This window comes from Bacillus sp. FSL W7-1582 (genome assembly GCF_038593325.1).
GTDB classification, from domain to species: domain Bacteria; phylum Bacillota; class Bacilli; order Bacillales; family Bacillaceae; genus Bacillus; species Bacillus altitudinis.
Map to the genome: position 1 here is coordinate 628,330 of NZ_CP151987.1, position 17,476 is coordinate 645,805.

A 17,476-nucleotide genomic window follows, 5' to 3' on the forward strand; every position below is an offset into this window, starting at 1 on the left:
ATTTTTCGGGGTGGTTTTGAAAAACGTTGATGGGAGTAGGTCTTGAGGTCAATTGACCTTATAAAAATAAGTTTGCTTAGGTCAACACATTTCTATGTCTCCTATTTTGCTGATTCAAGCGAATCATGTTGCTGTAGACCCACACGGGCTTGGCTTTGTAAGATAAATATAGAAAAGTAATTTGTGAGGAGGCGCTGTTCGGTATGGAGCGCTACAACGAATTAAGACAAGGTGAAACAGGTGCTTGGGTCAGCATTATAGCCTATGTGATCTTATCTGCTGTCAAACTGATCATTGGGTATGTGTTTCATTCAGAAGCCCTTTCCGCAGATGGCTTGAATAATACGACAGATATCATTGCTTCGCTTGCCGTATTAATTGGGTTGCGTATTTCTCAGAAGCCACCTGATGAGGATCATCCATACGGTCATTTTAGAGCTGAAAATATTGCGTCACTTGTGGCTTCCTTTATTATGATGCTTGTCGGGCTTCAGGTTTTGCTGAGTGCAGGCCAGTCGCTTTTCTCATCAGAGCATCAAACGCCTGATATGATTGCAGCTTGGACGGCAGCAGGAAGTGCGGTTGTGATGTATGGCGTGTATATGTATAACCGTAAACTGTCTAAACGAATTAATAGCCAGGCCCTATATGCGGCAGCGGCTGATAATAAATCAGATGCTTATGTGAGTATCGGGACGTTTGTCGGAATTATCGCCTCTCAATTTCAGCTGGCGTGGGTTGATACGCTTGCTGCGTTTGTGATTGGCTTAATTATCTGTAAAACGGCGTGGGAGATTTTCAGAGATGCGTCTCATTCGTTAACGGACGGTTTTCATATAAAAGATATGTCTAAATATAAAGAGACGATTGAAGCGACACCAGGAGTGGGCGATTTGAAAGACATTAAAGCTCGTTATCTTGGAAGCACCGTCCATGTGGATGTGGTCGTTGAAGTAGAACCGCATTTAAACATCGCAGAAAGCCATGATATTGCAGATGAAATTGAACGCAGAATGAAGCAGGAACATGATATTCTACACTCTCATGTTCATATGGAACCAGCAAGTGAGCCTAAAGAGGAGCAGAAGTCTTTTCCGTCGTGAGAAGGCTTCTTTTTTCTACGTGTTGATGTTTCATGCAAATGCGTGTTGTATGGTAAAGTTAGACTATATGAAAATTGACGGAAACGTGATAGGAGGATCAGGATGGCATTTGACGAACCGATGCATTCAGATTTACAAAAAATCGTAGATAACATCAATAAAGTGATGGTGGGGAAAAAAGATATTACGATATTAAGCCTTGTTGCGATTTTGGCGAAGGGGCATGTGCTATTAGAGGATGTGCCTGGCGTTGGGAAGACCATGATGGTTCGTGCTCTGGCAAAATCCATTGGGTGTGAGTTTAAGCGAATCCAATTTACGCCTGACCTTTTGCCTTCAGATGTAACAGGTGTGTCGATTTATAATAAAAAGACAAACGAGTTTGAATTTAGACAAGGACCGATTATGGGGCAGATTATTTTGGCTGATGAAATCAACCGAACCTCTCCTAAAACACAATCAGCCCTTCTTGAAGCGATGGAAGAAGGCAGTGTCACAGTGGACGGAGAAACGATGCCGCTGGCAGATCCTTTCTTTGTGATGGCTACGCAAAATCCAGTGGAGTATGAGGGAACCTATCCACTTCCAGAGGCGCAAATGGACCGTTTCTTGTTCAAGCTGCAGATGGGGTATCCAACCATGCTGGAGGAGCTTGAGGTGCTGAATTTGCAGGAGAAACAATCGCCCATTGACACGCTTCAGGCAGTCATGACAAAAGATCATATCCATGCTTTGCAGCAAGCGGTTCAGACCGTACATGTGGATGCATCGATTAAAGAATATATTGTCGAAATCGCCCAAGCGACGCGAAATCATCCGTCTGTCTATTTAGGCGTGAGCCCAAGGGGTTCAATTGCATTGATGAAAGCGGCTCAGGCGTATGCGCTGTTGAACAGGCGGGATTATGTGATTCCTGATGATGTACAGTATTTGGCGCCTTACACATTGCCGCATCGCATGATTTTGACATCAGAAGCAACATATGAAGGGAAGAAGGCGGAGACACTGTTGCGACAGATGATTGAGCATATTGGCGTACCAGTTCAAAAGTCGATGACTCAATGAAGTCACGTGACCGTTTCGCTTTTTCACTATGGTTACGGGTGTTTATGCTCCTTCTCCTCACAGCAGCAGCCTTTAGCTATGCCATGTTTCAGGGCGGCTTTGTGAGCTGGTTTCTTTTCTATGCATTTTCACCATATGCTTTGTATGCTTTGCTGTTTGCCCTTGTTCCACTTCGTGCAACAGCCAAAAGGACATTACAGCATACCCGGTTAAAGGCAGGGGATGTGCTGTCTGTTGACCTTGAAATCAAGCGGACGAATCTATTTCCGTACGTGTACGTCATACTTGAGGATGACCCGCCGGATACCTTCCATTTACAGGAACAAATTGAAATGAAGCGAATGATCTTTCCTTGGTTTCGGAAAACGTGGCGATTTTCGTATCAATTCAATGACATCATGCGGGGAGAGCATCAATTGACGGCGGTTAGAATCAAAACGGGTGATATGTTTGGGTTTGTGGAAAAAGAAGTAATTCTTCCATTAGAGAAAAAATTACTTGTGTATCCGAAAATGTTGGATATTCCGGTTGAATCTGCTGCATCGGTGAATGAAAATGGAGGCAAAGCGGTGCATTCTTGGTTAAATGAACCGACAAATGTGACGACAGGTGTGCGTGAATACAAGCAAGGAGACCGTTTCGCTTGGGTGGACTGGAAGACAACTGCTAGAAGAGGTCAGCTTATGACGAAGGAGTTTGAACAGAATCAGACAAAGGATCTGGTGGTGTTTGCTGATTTTACAGATGAAGCCGCTTTTGAAACGATTGTGTCTATGGCCGCATCGGTTCTGCAAACGGCTGTGAAAAAAGGGGTGCCGGTAGGCCTTGTCCCGCTTGGCGATCAGCACTTATTTCGAGTGGATCAAGGAGAGTGGCATTTACAGGACATGCTCTACTATTTAACAAAGGTGCAGTATCAGCCTTCTCGTTTACCTGATTATCAATCATTAACAGCGAGTGAGCACCAGCAGACAGGAAAGTATGTGGTGACAGGTCATCTGCAAGAAGAGCTTGCTGCCATTTTACTTGGGAATCGAAATAGAAAGATCATCACCGTTCTTTTAGTGAAGAGAGCCGTTGATCGATTGACGGCAAAAGAAAAACAGCTTGTGGACCGGCTTAAAGCTTCTGGGATACACACGACCCTTTTATTTGAGGACCGGCTGCACGAAAGAACTGTGAGGTGACAAACATTTATGCTGCATATGCATCAGCGGCAAAGCCGTTTTGAGTTGTTCATCTATTATGCTGTCGCATTTCTGCTGCTTTGGGAGTGGCTTCGTCCGCTTCAAGATTTTACAGAGACGAGTCATACGTCTTATTTCATCATTTTTATAGGGCTTACGTGTTTGTTTACGTTCTTTCGATTGAAGTGGTATGTGACGTTTCCTATTTGTGCTGGATTGATCTTGCTCGCATTATACTTGATTTTTTATCAATCAGAGCCAAGTTATCTGCCTGCGCTGTTTGCTGATATTCAAGATAATATTTCTTTGATGAGCATGGGCATGTGGAGTGACATGTATCCGTCTTTCCGCACATTGTTGTTCTATATTTTGCTTTGGCTGCTTGTTTATTTGCTTCATTATTGGGTTGTGTATCAGCAGCGTATCTTTTTCTTTTTACTGATGACGATTGTATATGTCACGATTCTTGATACGTTTACGCCTTATGATGCGACTTTTGCGATCGTTCGAATTATGGTATTTGGCTTTTGTTTGCTTGGCCTGCTCTATTTCGACCGGCTTCGTTCGGCTGAAGGTGTGCGGGTGTCACAGAAAGCGCGTCTCAATTGGTTCTTACCCATGCTGGCGCTTGTCCTTGTATCAGCATCAATCGGTGCTTCTTTGCCAAAATCTGATCCGAAATGGCCTGACCCTGTCCCGTTTTTTAAAGCGGTCACGAATCAAGATGGTTCTGCCGGGCAGAATAAGGTGGGATATAGTGCGGATGATTCGTCGCTTGGGGGACCGTTTAGTGAGGACCGTACACCGGTATTTAAATGGAGCGGAAAAGAGCCGTCTTATTTTCGTGTAGAAACAAAAAGTATTTACACGGGGAAAGGCTGGGAGGATGCTTCAAATGATACGAAACCTACTCGGTTAAAAGGGAATGAAGTGCCGAACCGGTGGTTTACCAATCGCGTGAAAACAGAGGAGCATGAAACAAGAGTCGGTATGGAATCAAATTATCGATTTAATCATGCTGTTTATCCGATTGGTACGGTTATGCTGACGCCAATGGAAAACATTCCACTGCAAATGATGGGCAAAACGGAGAAAATTGTCCCATCTACTCAAAACCCGCCCAAAAATTTAGGGAACTATCGAGTCAGCTTCTTATCACCTACATTTATCCTAGAGGATTTACAGCGGATCAAAGTACCGACCAAGCAGCAAGTGAACCAGCAGGTCGGACGTGAATACTTGCAGCTCCCATCCTCGCTGCCAGAGCGTGTGAAAACATTGGCGAACAGCTTAACGGAAACGAAGGATAATATGTATGATAAAGCAAAAGCGATCGAGGATTATTTAGGATCTGCGAAGTTTTCATATGAAACCCAAAATGTCGCTGTGCCTGGGCGTAACGAAGACTATGTGGATCAGTTCTTATTTGACACAATGATTGGCTATTGTGATAACTTTTCAACCTCGATGATTGTCATGCTTCGCTCGATTGGAATTCCGGCGAGATGGGTGAAAGGGTACACGTCAGGTCAATTATATGAAACACAGATGGATGGAAACAATGTGTATGAAGTGACCAATAACAATGCCCATTCATGGGTAGAGGTGTATTTTCCAAACCGTGGTTGGGTGACTTTTGAACCGACAAAAGGGTTCACGAACCCAGAGACATTTACGAATGAAACCACGGCTAACAACGACCAAGCAGATGATCAAGAGGATGAAAAAGATCAGCCCGCATCTGATCAACAAGAAAACGAGCAGACACAGCAGCCGCAGCAACAAGAACCAGAACAGGTGGCAAAACAAGAGGAACAAGCAGCTAAAGCAAAGCCAAGTATGGTTCATGTTGGTTCAATCTTGGGCTACGCAGCAGGTGCGATTGTCCTTCTTGGCTTCATTGGCTGGGTGCTTTACCGGTTCAGAGCAAGATGGCTGCCAATCTTTATTGTGAGAAAGGTAAAACGTCTGCCAGATGAGGAAGCTTTTTTCTACGCATATGCTGCTCTATTAAAGCAGCTAAGGCGCAGAGGGATCGAGAAAAAGCCAGGCATGACGCTAAGAGAATTTGCTTCTTTGATCGATGACAAGGATGGAGATCATCACATGTCAGAGCTGACGAAGCTTTATGAACGTGCGCTTTATCGGCGAGAGGATGCGTCGGCGCTTTGGCGGCAGTCGGTGAAGTTATGGGAAAATTTAATAAACAGGAGATAGTCTTGACCACATACCTTCCTGTTGTTAGAATAGGTGAATATTAAAACCTTCTAAAATACATGAAATTGAAGCGTTCGGATGTGAGTCTGGGCGCTTCAAAAGCGTGATTTACACTGAGAGAGGTTTTCTCCTCTCATTTTTTCTGTGCGTTTATAAAAACTATATTGGACATAGAGGTGACACCATGACAAATTTAGTAAATGAAATGATTTTGGTTCTCGATTTCGGTAGTCAGTACAATCAGCTGATCACTCGCCGTATTCGTGAATTTGGTGTGTACAGTGAGCTTCATCCGCACACTTTAACTGCTGAAGAAATTAAAGAAATGGCCCCTAAAGGAATCATCCTTTCTGGTGGACCAAACAGTGTTTATGATGAAGGATCTTTCCGCTGTGATGAAAAGATTTTTGATCTAGGCATTCCGGTTCTAGGCATTTGCTACGGCATGCAGCTGATGACTCACTATTTAGGTGGGAAAGTAGAAGCGGCTAGCCAGCGTGAATATGGAAAAGCAGACATCCATATTAACGGAACACCAGCTTTATTCAAAGACCTTCCAACGGATCAAGTCGTTTGGATGAGCCATGGTGACCTCGTTGTTGAAGTACCAGATGGCTTTACAGTCGATGCAACAAGTGCACATTGTCCAAACTCAGCCATGAGCTTAGCTGAGAAGAATTTCTATGGCGTTCAGTTCCACCCAGAGGTTCGTCACTCTGAGTATGGAAATGACCTATTGAAAAACTTTGTCTTCGGCGTGTGTGATTGCGATGGCAAATGGTCAATGGAGAACTTTATTGAAATCGAAATGCAGAAAATCCGTGAAACAGTAGGCGACAAACAAGTATTGTGCGCACTAAGCGGCGGTGTAGATTCATCTGTTGTGGCGGTATTGATCCACAAAGCCATCGGCGATCAGCTGACATGTATTTTCGTTGACCACGGTCTTCTTCGCAAAGGCGAAGCAGAAGGGGTAATGAAAACATTTAGCGAAGGTTTCAACATGAACGTGATTAAAGTAGATGCGAAAGATCGCTTCTTAAACAAGCTAAAAGGTGTGTCTGATCCTGAGCAAAAACGTAAAATCATCGGTAACGAATTCATCTATGTATTCGATGACGAGGCGGACAAGCTAAAAGGAATCGACTACTTAGCACAAGGAACGCTTTACACTGACATCATTGAGAGTGGTACAGCAACGGCACAAACAATCAAATCTCACCACAACGTTGGCGGTCTTCCAGAAGACATGCAGTTTGAATTGATTGAGCCACTTAATACGCTATTCAAGGATGAAGTCCGTGCTCTAGGGTCAGAGCTAGGTATTCCAGACGACATCGTATGGAGACAGCCATTCCCAGGTCCAGGACTAGGAATCCGTGTACTAGGTGAAATTTCTGAAGAAAAACTAGAAATCGTCCGTGAATCGGATGCGATTCTACGAGAAGAAATTGCCAACTTCGGCCTTGAGCGCGACATCTGGCAATACTTCACAGTCCTCCCAGACATCCGCAGCGTAGGTGTCATGGGTGACGCAAGAACATACGATTACACAATCGGTATCCGTGCTGTTACGTCTATTGACGGTATGACGAGTGATTGGGCAAGAATCCCTTGGGATGTACTTGAAAAGATCTCGACTCGTATCGTGAATGAAGTGAAGCATATTAACCGCGTGGTGTATGATATTACGAGTAAGCCGCCTGCTACAATAGAGTGGGAATAATTGTAAAAGAGCTAGAAACCTTTGTGTATCAAGGATTTCTAGCTCTTTTTTATTTTCAACTGCAATTTTTCCTCCCGTCTTCATGTGTTCATTCATCATTCCATCCCTTACACACATCAATCCATTGTGAATAACCGGAGTGTTTTTCTAATTGTTTTATTGTGAGTTCAATAGCACTGTTACTGCTCCCGCAGGCTGGATAGACTGTCTCAAAACGTTTTAGTGAAATATCTAAATAAACAGAAACGCCATTCTTTATAGCAAAAGGACATACTCCGCCAATTTCATGACCGACCAAGTCAACGACCTCATGAGGAGAAAGCATTTTAGCTTTTGTTTTAAAATATTCCTTGAATTTTTTGTTATCAACTTTTGCATCGCCAGAGGTCACAACTAAAATAGCTTGTCCATTTACTAGAAAGGAGAGTGTTTTTGCGATTCTTTCAGGTTCGCAGCCCAGTGCAGAAGCAGCCAAGTCTACGGTTGCACTAGATACTGAAAATTCTTGAACTCGAGTATGCATATCATATTGTTTAAAGTAATCTTTTACTTGTTTGATTGACATGATGATTTCTCCTTTTTATTTGTATTGATTTGACATGATCTATTTTTTAAACGATATTGATGTGGTGTTAGGTGATACTTTTTCTTAAATAAACGAATGAAATGCTCTGCATTTTGATAACCAACGGCTGCCGCAATATGATCTACTTGTGAATGGCTGCCAGTGAGCATTTCGCAGGCTTTTTCCAATCTTATTTCTTGTCGAATCTCACTAAATGATTTGCCAAGCTTACGAGATATATATTTTGACAGGTAAGACTGTGAAAGGTTAAATTCCTCTGCCATCTCCTGGATGGTTATATGCTCACAACATTGCTGAATATATTGGAGCATTTGAATCATACGTATATCACTATATTGTTTGACCTGATTTACGTTCATATGACTTGGTTTGAACCTTAATAAGAGACATAATAATATCTCAAACAAATTATTCATAATCAACTGGTAACTAGGGAACCGATTATAATTTTCTGTAAATAGTTGAAGAGAGCAGTCTAGCAAATGTTTATCCAAGTGACTATGGAAAATAAGGATATTTTTATTCTCTTTTATATACAATGCATTTAAAAAGAACTCAGAAATGACATTGTTTCCTTTTAACATTTTAAAAAACACTTTTTGAAAAGTACTCTTACGGATCATGATTTGCATGGCGATTGTATTCTCCATTACAATTGGCTTGTGTATGGTGTCAGGTGGAATAAAGGCAATATCTCCTGATTTTAAAGTCATTTTTTTGTCTTCCACTTCTACATACATCTCATTCTCCAGAACATAGATCATTTCAAAGAAATCATGGATAGCCGACAATTGAGGCATAAAACGGCTATACTTTCTCACTTCGATATCTTTCTCCTGACCTAACCACATGATATCCTCTTTTTCAAATTCGTTCTGCCCTTTTTGCAAAAATTCTTCTATATATATTTGCTTATGCATTAAATTGTGTTTATTATAATCCTTCAAAAATAATTGCAATGATTGATTGTCATGCTTTTTCTGTTGGTATTGTTGATAAAAGATTTCTTGCTCGTTATATTCTCTTAAATATTGCATCACTTCATGTTTTTCAAGTTTATCTTTTTCCATTTACATCCAAACCTCTAGTTTATTTACTGCCACCACCAGGGCCTTTACTGTTGCTTCTATAATATCTTTATCAATTCCAGCGCCCCAATGCATTTTTCCTTGAGATGAAATTCCAATCTGTGCACAGGCTTTTGCTTGGGAATCCTTGCCCAAAGAATTCTGTTCATAGACTTCCAAAACATACTCGAGATGAAAATATGCTTTTAACGCATTACTGATGGCATCTAAGCTTCCAGTGCCAGTTCCTTGTATGTCAATTTGTTGATCTCTCAGCAAAGTTAAGGTGACTTCCTGCTTCTCTCCTTTATGAAATTGATAATCAAGCAGCTGGAAATGAGGGTGAAAATCAACATACTGTTCTTTAAAAACATGATATATTTCTTCGACAGACAATTCCTTACTTGTCTGATCAGATACTTTCTTCGCTTCATATCCCATGGCTTCATTCATTTGATAAGGAAGTTGAATGCCATAGTTTGTTTCTAGTATATAGCCTATGCCGCCTTTTCCAGACTGGCTGTTGATGCGAATCATATCCGTTTGATAATTCCTCCCCAAGTCAACGGGATCTACTGGGATATACGGAACGTCCCATTTATCAACTTTATTTTCTTTTCTATATTTCATACCTTTAGATATCGCATCTTGATGTGACCCAGAGAATGCGGTGAAAACCATCTCCCCAGAATAAGGCTGCCTCTCAGGAACAGTGATTTTTGTTAGTTTTTCATATTTTTTACGAATAGCTTCTAGGTTATTGAAATTTAATTTTGGATCATAACCTTGTGAATACATATTCATCGCCAAGGTAATTAAGTCTACATTCCCTGTACGTTCACCGATACCAAATAATGTACCTTCGACTCTTTCTGCGCCAGCTAGAACACCAAATTCTGCATCACTCACCCCAGAGCCGCGGTCATTATGAGGATGAACAGATAATGTCACACTGTCTCGGTAAGACAGATTTTTGTGTATATACTCAATCTGACTTGCAAAGATATGAGGCATTGAATATTCAACTGTTGTCGGAATATTGATGATTGCTTTATGAGTTGGTGTCGGTTTCCAAATATCTAAAACACTATTACAAATATCTAACGCATAATCAACTTCTGTTCCTGGAAAGCTTTCAGGACTATATTGAAAATAAATATCGCTATTTGTTTTTTCGGCAAGTTCTTTTACTAAAATAGCTCCATCCATTGCAATTTGTTTAATTTCATCTTTTGTTTTCTTAAATACTTGTCTGCGCTGAGCTTCTGAAGTCGAATTATATAAATGAACAATCGCTTTCGGTACCCCCTTAATGGCTTCGAAGGTTCGGCGGATAATATGCTCTCTCGCTTGTGTGATCACCATAATCGTGACATCGTCTGGAATCATATGATGATCAATCAGTGTCCGTAAAAACCTAAACTCCGTATCAGAAGCAGCTGGAAATGCGATTTCAATTTCTTTAAAACCTATCTCTATTAGTAACTGAAACATTTCCAATTTTTCTTCTAAGTTCATAGGAATAGGTAATGCTTGATTTCCATCCCGTAAGTCCACACTGCACCATATCGGAGCACTTTCTAATGTTTCTTTCTTCACCCAATCATACGTAAGGTTCGGTGGCAAAAAGTATTTCTTTTCGTATTTTTTGTGGTTAAACATCATCGATTCCTCCTAGAAAATAGAATATAAAAAAAGCCTTTCATCCCCAAGATTTAACTTGGAGACGAAAGACTTCTTCTTACGCGGTACCACCCCTGTTTCATGATAAACAAACATTATCATGCCCTTATTCGGATACAGATTGTTTGATCTTATATCCTTCCCATATAACGGTGGGGTGCCGACCTTAACTACATCAATACTTTTCATTTCACTAAGGCTACTCTAAGGTGAGTTCCCTGCCTTTTTGTTATTGCTTCTCATCAGCCAGCAACTTTCTGAAAACATTTCGGCAAGTACTATTCCTTATCATCGCATTCTCATTTTTCTGATTTTTTCTATTATACCAAGTCTACAAAAAAGAGATAGTGATTGGGATATCTTTTTCAATTGATTTTTTTTGTCCTATGGATGTCTTATCTTCATTTTTAATCCTCTTCACCAAATAAAAATCCAAGGCCACAAATAAAGGTGAGTGAATTCATAGCGAACAATAAAATCGCACCAATTTTTTTCATGGCAATGAACCTCCTCTCAAATTCAGTCAGCTAGCCTTCAAAATTTAAATTCACTGGTTCATCCTCTAAATGATCCACAGTATTTTGTTCTGTCACTGGCACACTTTCATCTACCGTTTTAAAACTAAGTTCGTTCATCCAAATGTGACCTGGACCTTGTAGTAAAATGCCAAACGCAATGACTTCACTTTTGACTGGAACATCCAATACTACACTAAAATGATTCCAGCCGTTTGTTCCTGTAATGGGGCGGTTCATCATGTTGTCAAACGCAAGAACTTCACCTGAAGAATGGTCAATCCTCATCCATAAACCAGCTGAACCTTTCACATCTTCGCTTTTGACAAAAGCAGAAAATTGAAGGCGTTCTCCACGGTAACGATCAGACTTAATTTGCTGCATCAAGGTCGAGAATCCTCGTGCTTTTTCATCCTTTGATTTCAGGTAAGCGGAGTACGTACCACTGTGTACAATTCTGTTATCTAAACCTGTTTCATAGTCAGATGGGGTATCCCCCGTCATAATCCAGCCAGTAGGTGTGTTCTGATGATCAGCCATATTTGTTTCCTCCTCATCAATGACATTCCTTAATAACTTCCGATAACGTGCGGGTGACATGTCATATATCTTCTTAAAGGCTCTAGTGAAGGATTCCTGTGAACCAAAACGATACTGCAATGCGATATCTATCGCCCTTTGGTCCGTATGAATTAAATCCTTCGCCGCTTGGGTCATCCGTCGTTCCCTTATATAATCCACAACTGATTTCTTAATCACTCTTTTGAAGATACGGTGAAAGTGAAACCTAGAATAACCAGCGTGTTTCGCTAGAGTTTGAAGCGGTAAATCATCTTTCAGATGCTGTTCAATATAATTTAATGTTTCTTGAATCGATTTCTCATGTTCTTGATAGGACAACCGAGCACCTCCCTGCCTTACGAGTTTAGTATAGCCGAAATGCTCTTTAGGAAACTTGACTTTTTGTGCTGTGTTGTAATAGTAGAATGGATATTTGGATATTCCTGTCTCAGGTTCAGGACTAGGTATCGGTGTACTAGATGAAATTTCTGAAGAAAAACTAGAAATCGTCTGGAATCGGTTTCGATTCTTCGCGAAGAAATTGCTAGCTTGGACCTAAGTGCGACAGTTGGAAATACTCCACGGTTCTTCCAGACGTTCACAGAGTATAGTCATGGGGGACGTAAGAACATACGACTACACAATCGGTATCCATGCTGATACTTCGATTCGATTGATGGTATGACGAGTGACTGGGTTAGAATCCCCAGGGATGTGCTTGAGAAGATTTCAAGTTGTATCGTGAATGAAGAGGAGTATATTAACCGTGTGGTGTATGATATTACGGGGAAGTCGCCTGCTGAGTAAATTGCGACTCTAAATTAAAGTGAGAAAGCGTATTTCACATCGTTTTCTTAGAATAAAAAACAGATAATAAACACTAAAAATTAAATAATTTTCTATTTTACAAACTCTTCTTTTTTGCTAAACTTATTGTAAATAGATTTAAAGAGATGGAGAAAATATACTATGCTATATTACAAAGATTTAGAAAATATAATTTTTAATAAGCATGAACTAATAGAAGAACCTGATGAACTTATTGTAATTAGTGGTTATTTGGGGCCTGCTCCAGTTAAAAGACTCAAAGAACTACCGATGTTAGTTACAGTAGTAGGTGGGATGTATCCAGATGGAATTGATGCTAGACTTCATCATTCAATAGAACAACTGAAAAGGGAAAATGCAAAACTAACTGTCAAATATTCAACTCAGGAAATTCATTCCAAAATTTATATTTGGAAACAAAAAGGAAGGACCCTATCAGCTTTAATAGGCTCAGCCAATTTTTCATCGAATGGACTAAGAACTGACTATAGAGAATCCTTAGCTGACGCAACTAGAGACACATTTTCATCGTTAGATGAGTACTATCAATTTATTTTAGATAATTCTAATGATGTACCTGTAATAAAAAAGAAGCAAGTAGAAATTGATTTATCTACTCCAATGAAAGATTTTAACCAGGATACGCTAAATGTTAATTATAAAGTAGATATTCCTTTATATTCCACAGAGAAAGGAGTAAATGTAGTCAAACCAAAAAGCGGTTTAAACTGGGGGCTTAGCAATGGTCACGTGGCACCAGGAGATGGATATATTCGAATTCCAAAGTCAATATATAATAAGCAACAAAGCCTTATTAAACCTTTTGATGAAGACTTCAAAACACCAAAAGGAAAAAGAAAAAGAAATTCGGATCCCATAGAATTGATTTGGGATGATGGTGTAATAATGCCTGCTTCATTCGAGGGTGTTCAATCTGTTAATGGAAAATCTTGTCCTAAACAACTAGCTTCATATAGTCCTGAACAACCTTATTTAAATGGAGAAAGGATATCAAAAAAAAGTATTTTGGGACGTTATATTCGTAAACGTCTAGGCGTTGGAATTGATGAGGTTATCACATACGAGACGTTATATAGATACGGGCGTACAACCATTACACTTTCACTAATTGAAGAGGGGGTTTATTTCGCAGATTTTTCAGTATAGCACAAAAAATGCGGAGGCTATATTGCCAATCCCGCATTTTTTTTTTCCTCTATTTCAATTTCTTGAATGAAAACTGGTAAAAGCATGCCAAGTTTTTTTGCAAAAAGAGGCGGCACAGCATTTCCAATCATTTCATAATTAGCGACCATGGATTCATTAAATTCAAAGTCATCAGAAAAAGTTTGTAAGCGTGCAGCTTCACGAACTGTAATTGATCTTTTTTGTTTAGGATCAGGATGAATGTGGCGTAAACCATCTTTTTTTAAATGTGCAGGAATTGTATTACTTGGTTCATCCCATCTCAGCACATGATATTTATGAACATTAGTGCGTTTTCCAGTTTTCTTGAAATAAAGTTCAATTAGCTTCTCTGTTGTACTATATTTATTGGTTTTGTTTTGAATATCTAAGGCCAATTCAGAAAATATTTCTTGATCGCGCAGACTATGAAAACGACTAATATGACCATTAATACCTGTATTATTTGAATAGGCATTTGCCTTATTTATAGGGTTTTCAATAGGGTAGATTACAGGCAAATCGCCAATTGCATCTCTAACAGTTTTTATTTTCTTTACTTTAACTGTTGCGAGAGTTTCATTATAGAATCGATGTAGTAAATTTTGATAATCGACATTATCATTATCTCGCCTTATTCCAATAATGATAACTCGTTTTCGCTTTTGCGGAACTCCAAATTCTGTTAAATCTTGCAGAGCATACTTTCTAAGATCATCTACAATTTCATAACCTATTTCATCGAATCCTTTTCTAACTAAATCAGTAATTAATTCTCCAGAAGGTATCGCTGATAAAATTCCTTCTACATTTTCAAACACAAAAAGCCGAGGCCTATAATGATTTACAATGCGTAAATAGGCTTCAAAAAGATAATTTCTATAATCTTCTTTCATTCCATTGGCATCCCGAATTCTTCCAGCTAAAGAGTATGCTTGACAAGGTGGCCCACCTGAAATAACATCAACTTTATTATTTCCTACAAGTGAGTCTAGACCTGTGTTAAATCCAAATTCTTCATCTTCCCATCCATTAAGTAACTCATCAGTTCTTTGTATATCAAAGTTTAAAACTTTCTCATGGGCATATTGATCGCCATATTTTGTTTCTAACCGGTTAATAAGTGTTCTTACTTGGGGTCTTAGCCATTCAACAGCACCTAGTAATTTATATTTACCAGTCTGTTCAAATCCATCTAAGAGCCCCCCAGCTCCTGCAAAGAGCTCAATATTAGTTAATTTGTTCAATTTGTTATCCTCCTATATACTCAACTCGAATTGGTCTACGTGGTGAACAACACTTTTACTGTCTTTTGTGACAAAACCGTTTTCTAAGTGTAAAAGCATTTTATCTCCAATCGCTTGAGCAAGTAGTGGAGGAACTGCATTTCCTACCTGTCTATTTTGTTGTGTTTTAGTACCTAAAAATTCGAAATAATCTGGGAATGATTGCAACCGTGCATTTTCACGAACAGTTGGGACTCTATTCCATTTATAGTGAAAATGATTTCTGTGACCTGTGTCAATTGTTTTTGATGGTTTTTGACTATGGTAACGCGTCCAAGCTTCATTGAATTTTCGAGATTCTCCAACTCCTTCTGGTAAATCTTTATGATTTCCACCCTCTGGTACTTGGCTAATCACCCATTTTACTTCATCTGTATGATTAGTAGCGACATGATTATAAATACAAGAACTATTTTTGCGCATTAATTCTTGATAAGTGCTTTGTGGTTTTTGTGAATAAGGCATTACTTCTTGACCTAGTGAATCTTCCAAGGAGGGTAAATCAGAAATTGCTGCAGCTGTTCCGATATAACTATTTTTATCAAGATAAGCTTTTGGAAACTCAAAATAGTCATAATTAAGATCTTTTCTAAATCCAACAAAAAACATTCTTTTTCTCATCTGGGGTACACCATAATCAGCTGCTAAAAGAGGCTTATCTGTTACAGATACCGAATATCCTATATCTTCAAATGTATTAATAATTTGTTGCTTTATAGCTCCTTTATATAAAGTTGCCATTCCGGGAACATTTTCAATTAGAAATGCTTTAGGTTTGAAATGATTGACTGCATGAACTACTGCAACATAAAGTTTATTACGAGAATCATTTATATCGCGAGCACCTGTCAAACTAAACCCTTGACAAGGTGGTCCTGCAATAATAACATCAATGTTTTTTCCCTCTAAATTTTTTTCAATATTTTTAATAGATTTTTCTTCATCAAACAAGTCTTCTTTTAATGCTTTCGCGCCTTTAATATTATGACCATAAGTACGAAGAGCTGCGTCGTCAAAATCTATTCCTGCTAAAACATCAAAACCTGCTTGAACAAATCCTTGACTTAGTCCTCCTGCGCCAGAAAAAAGGTCAATGACACTATATTTTTTACTCATTTACAATGACCTCCTCATCAATATACTCTACGATATCGCTAATATCACAATTAAGTGTGCGACAGATACGTGCAAGCGAATCCATACTCACAGTTTCATTTTTACTTAATTTTGATAAAGTGGTATTTGTAAGACCTGCAATATCGCGTAACTGTGTCTTATTTATTTTTTTATCAATTGATAATTTCCATAGTTTATTATATGAAAATGACATATCCAAACCCCTACACATATTTAGAGTTATATTCTACAAATGTAGAACATTTCTATTATAACATACGAAAGTACGTTCGTGAATAAATTGAATTTTTTTGTTGATACCAGATTAATAATGTACACAAATTTATTTTTTAATTTCTTATGGAAAATAAGATGAAAAAGAATAATGAAGACTATAAATTATTAAATAACATTGATTTTTAAGAGATTTCTCTGGATTACTCCCTAGGATGGTATATTGTAGCTTTATTTTTAAATCAATCACACACTGTTTAAAAGTGTCCCAAAACGAATTCGTGGTTCTCCCAGGTTCTTTCTAAATAACAACTTGATTCAAGCTTTTTATCACAATCAGTTTCTTAGAGTTTTCACATTTTACATTCTAACATGAGCCATTGGCGTGACAGTATTTATCGATAGTTAGTATAACTTTTTTTAAAATCCCATTCCAAAGGCTTTAATTCAAGATTTTCGTACTTTTTAAACCAGTCTTCTATCCATTGGTAATTCGTCGTTTTTTTCTTCTCTGTTCAATTAGGGTTTTATTCGTAATCTCTCTTCAAAATCGAATACATAAACACATCATCAAACCCATTCTGACCAAGATCGTACTCTCTCAATAAACCCTCTTGTACAAAATCAAAGTTCTCCAATAATTGAACAGAAGATATGTTTGCTGGATCAATGATCGCTTCAATCCGATTCAGGTTCATTTCCTGAAATCCATATCGTAACACTGCAGCAATCGCTTCGCTCATGATGCCTTTTCTCCAATGATCGTGATGCAATTCATAGCCAATTTCCGTGCGACAGTGCTGTTTTTCTAGGTTGAGAAAGCCGCAGCTGCCGATGATGGCTGGATTGTCTTTTAGAGAAATGCCCCAGCGGATGCCTGTTTGTTCTTTGAAGATGTTGTCATACCACTTGATTTCTTCTTTTGTGTCTTCAATTGTTTCATGAGCATCAATGCCCATGTAGCGGCACACGGTTTCATTGGATAAGTAGATGTGCATATCCTCAGCGTCTTCGATCGTCGCTTGTTTTAAGATTAGTCTTTCGGTATGTATTGTTGGAAATGATTGCGGGAATATCAGTTCACGTCTAGTCATATTTTTCTCCTTGTGCAATTTTA

General features: G+C 39.0%; 14 protein-coding genes, 1 pseudogene and 1 other annotated feature. Of the genes and pseudogenes, 7 read left to right on the forward strand and 8 right to left on the reverse strand.

The window, feature by feature from the left end; all coding sequences use genetic code 11:
- Positions 1-203: 203 nt before the first annotated feature.
- The 5 genes from NSQ11_RS03180 to guaA all read left to right on the forward strand — a co-directional run bounded on the left by NSQ11_RS03180 (position 204) and on the right by guaA (position 7,298).
- The gene (locus NSQ11_RS03180; protein WP_008344349.1) at positions 204-1,103 is read left to right on the forward strand and encodes a cation diffusion facilitator family transporter; all 900 of its coding nucleotides are present in this window, start codon (positions 204-206) and stop codon (positions 1,101-1,103) included.
- Between the two features lie 102 nt (positions 1,104-1,205).
- On the forward strand, positions 1,206-2,168 hold the full coding sequence (locus tag NSQ11_RS03185) for a MoxR family ATPase (RefSeq protein WP_171465042.1): 963 nt from the start codon (positions 1,206-1,208) through the stop codon (positions 2,166-2,168).
- A complete protein-coding gene (locus tag NSQ11_RS03190; protein ID WP_342501259.1) occupies positions 2,165-3,355 on the forward strand; it encodes a DUF58 domain-containing protein in 1,191 nt (396 codons plus the stop codon). Before NSQ11_RS03185 ends, NSQ11_RS03190 begins: the two co-directional genes overlap by 4 nt.
- 9 nt (positions 3,356-3,364) lie before the next feature.
- Positions 3,365-5,572, forward strand: a complete 2,208-nt coding sequence (locus NSQ11_RS03195) for a transglutaminaseTgpA domain-containing protein (protein WP_342501260.1) — start codon at positions 3,365-3,367, stop codon at positions 5,570-5,572.
- Positions 5,573-5,756: 184 nt separating this feature from the next.
- Positions 5,757-7,298: a glutamine-hydrolyzing GMP synthase gene (guaA, locus tag NSQ11_RS03200; protein WP_342501261.1), complete on the forward strand. Its 1,542-nt coding sequence runs from the start codon at positions 5,757-5,759 to the stop codon at positions 7,296-7,298.
- Between the two features lie 88 nt (positions 7,299-7,386).
- Here the strand turns inward: guaA and NSQ11_RS03205 are convergent, their stop codons facing one another.
- The 4 genes from NSQ11_RS03205 to NSQ11_RS03220 all read right to left on the reverse strand — a co-directional run bounded on the left by NSQ11_RS03205 (position 7,387) and on the right by NSQ11_RS03220 (position 12,049).
- A complete protein-coding gene (locus NSQ11_RS03205) occupies positions 7,387-7,863 on the reverse strand; it encodes a YbaK/EbsC family protein (protein WP_025206842.1) in 477 nt (158 codons plus the stop codon).
- The gene (locus NSQ11_RS03210) at positions 7,845-8,954 is read right to left on the reverse strand and encodes an AraC family transcriptional regulator (protein ID WP_202734676.1); all 1,110 of its coding nucleotides are present in this window, start codon (positions 8,952-8,954) and stop codon (positions 7,845-7,847) included. Before NSQ11_RS03210 ends, NSQ11_RS03205 begins: the two co-directional genes overlap by 19 nt.
- The gene (locus NSQ11_RS03215; RefSeq protein ID WP_322536257.1) at positions 8,955-10,613 is read right to left on the reverse strand and encodes a 2-isopropylmalate synthase; all 1,659 of its coding nucleotides are present in this window, start codon (positions 10,611-10,613) and stop codon (positions 8,955-8,957) included.
- A 57-nt stretch (positions 10,614-10,670) separates the two neighbouring features.
- Positions 10,671-10,935: a binding site (T-box leader), on the reverse strand.
- Between the two features lie 226 nt (positions 10,936-11,161).
- Positions 11,162-12,049, reverse strand: a complete 888-nt coding sequence (locus tag NSQ11_RS03220; protein WP_322536258.1) for an AraC family transcriptional regulator — start codon at positions 12,047-12,049, stop codon at positions 11,162-11,164.
- A 112-nt stretch (positions 12,050-12,161) separates the two neighbouring features.
- Between NSQ11_RS03220 and NSQ11_RS03225 the strand changes: the two are divergent.
- Positions 12,162-12,517 (forward strand): annotated as a pseudogene (locus NSQ11_RS03225) (GMP synthase (glutamine-hydrolyzing)); the annotation flags it as partial.
- 162 nt (positions 12,518-12,679) lie between these two features.
- A complete protein-coding gene (locus NSQ11_RS03230) occupies positions 12,680-13,705 on the forward strand; it encodes a restriction endonuclease PLD domain-containing protein (RefSeq protein ID WP_144495360.1) in 1,026 nt (341 codons plus the stop codon).
- Between the two features lie 17 nt (positions 13,706-13,722).
- Here NSQ11_RS03230 and NSQ11_RS03235 read toward each other — a convergent pair whose 3' ends face one another.
- The 4 genes from NSQ11_RS03235 to NSQ11_RS03250 form a co-directional block, all read right to left on the reverse strand.
- Positions 13,723-14,970 (reverse strand): DNA cytosine methyltransferase, encoded by a 1,248-nt coding sequence (locus NSQ11_RS03235; RefSeq protein ID WP_144495363.1) that lies wholly within the window; start codon positions 14,968-14,970, stop codon positions 13,723-13,725.
- 12 nt (positions 14,971-14,982) lie between these two features.
- A complete protein-coding gene (locus NSQ11_RS03240) occupies positions 14,983-16,125 on the reverse strand; it encodes a DNA cytosine methyltransferase (RefSeq protein ID WP_144495366.1) in 1,143 nt (380 codons plus the stop codon).
- The gene (locus NSQ11_RS03245; RefSeq protein ID WP_144495369.1) at positions 16,118-16,339 is read right to left on the reverse strand and encodes a helix-turn-helix transcriptional regulator; all 222 of its coding nucleotides are present in this window, start codon (positions 16,337-16,339) and stop codon (positions 16,118-16,120) included. The genes NSQ11_RS03240 and NSQ11_RS03245 overlap by 8 nt, the downstream gene beginning before the upstream one ends.
- Positions 16,340-16,886: 547 nt before the next feature.
- Complete coding sequence (locus NSQ11_RS03250) at positions 16,887-17,453, reverse strand: GNAT family N-acetyltransferase (RefSeq protein ID WP_322536259.1); 567 nt, start codon at positions 17,451-17,453, stop codon at positions 16,887-16,889.
- Positions 17,454-17,476: the final 23 nt, after the last annotated feature.

Coding starts and splice junctions, on each gene's coding strand:
- NSQ11_RS03190 (WP_342501259.1), top strand. CDS start 2,165: ATGAAGTCACGTGACCGTTTCGCTTTTTCACTATGGTTACGGGTGTTT.
- NSQ11_RS03250 (WP_322536259.1), bottom strand. CDS start 17,453: ATGACTAGACGTGAACTGATATTCCCGCAATCATTTCCAACAATACAT.
- guaA (WP_342501261.1), top strand. CDS start 5,757: ATGACAAATTTAGTAAATGAAATGATTTTGGTTCTCGATTTCGGTAGT.
- NSQ11_RS03195 (WP_342501260.1), top strand. CDS start 3,365: ATGCTGCATATGCATCAGCGGCAAAGCCGTTTTGAGTTGTTCATCTAT.
- NSQ11_RS03215 (WP_322536257.1), bottom strand. CDS start 10,613: ATGTTTAACCACAAAAAATACGAAAAGAAATACTTTTTGCCACCGAAC.
- NSQ11_RS03245 (WP_144495369.1), bottom strand. CDS start 16,339: ATGTCATTTTCATATAATAAACTATGGAAATTATCAATTGATAAAAAA.
- NSQ11_RS03240 (WP_144495366.1), bottom strand. CDS start 16,125: ATGAGTAAAAAATATAGTGTCATTGACCTTTTTTCTGGCGCAGGAGGA.
- NSQ11_RS03180 (WP_008344349.1), top strand. CDS start 204: ATGGAGCGCTACAACGAATTAAGACAAGGTGAAACAGGTGCTTGGGTC.
- NSQ11_RS03230 (WP_144495360.1), top strand. CDS start 12,680: ATGCTATATTACAAAGATTTAGAAAATATAATTTTTAATAAGCATGAA.
- NSQ11_RS03205 (WP_025206842.1), bottom strand. CDS start 7,863: ATGTCAATCAAACAAGTAAAAGATTACTTTAAACAATATGATATGCAT.
- NSQ11_RS03185 (WP_171465042.1), top strand. CDS start 1,206: ATGGCATTTGACGAACCGATGCATTCAGATTTACAAAAAATCGTAGAT.
- NSQ11_RS03210 (WP_202734676.1), bottom strand. CDS start 8,954: ATGGAAAAAGATAAACTTGAAAAACATGAAGTGATGCAATATTTAAGA.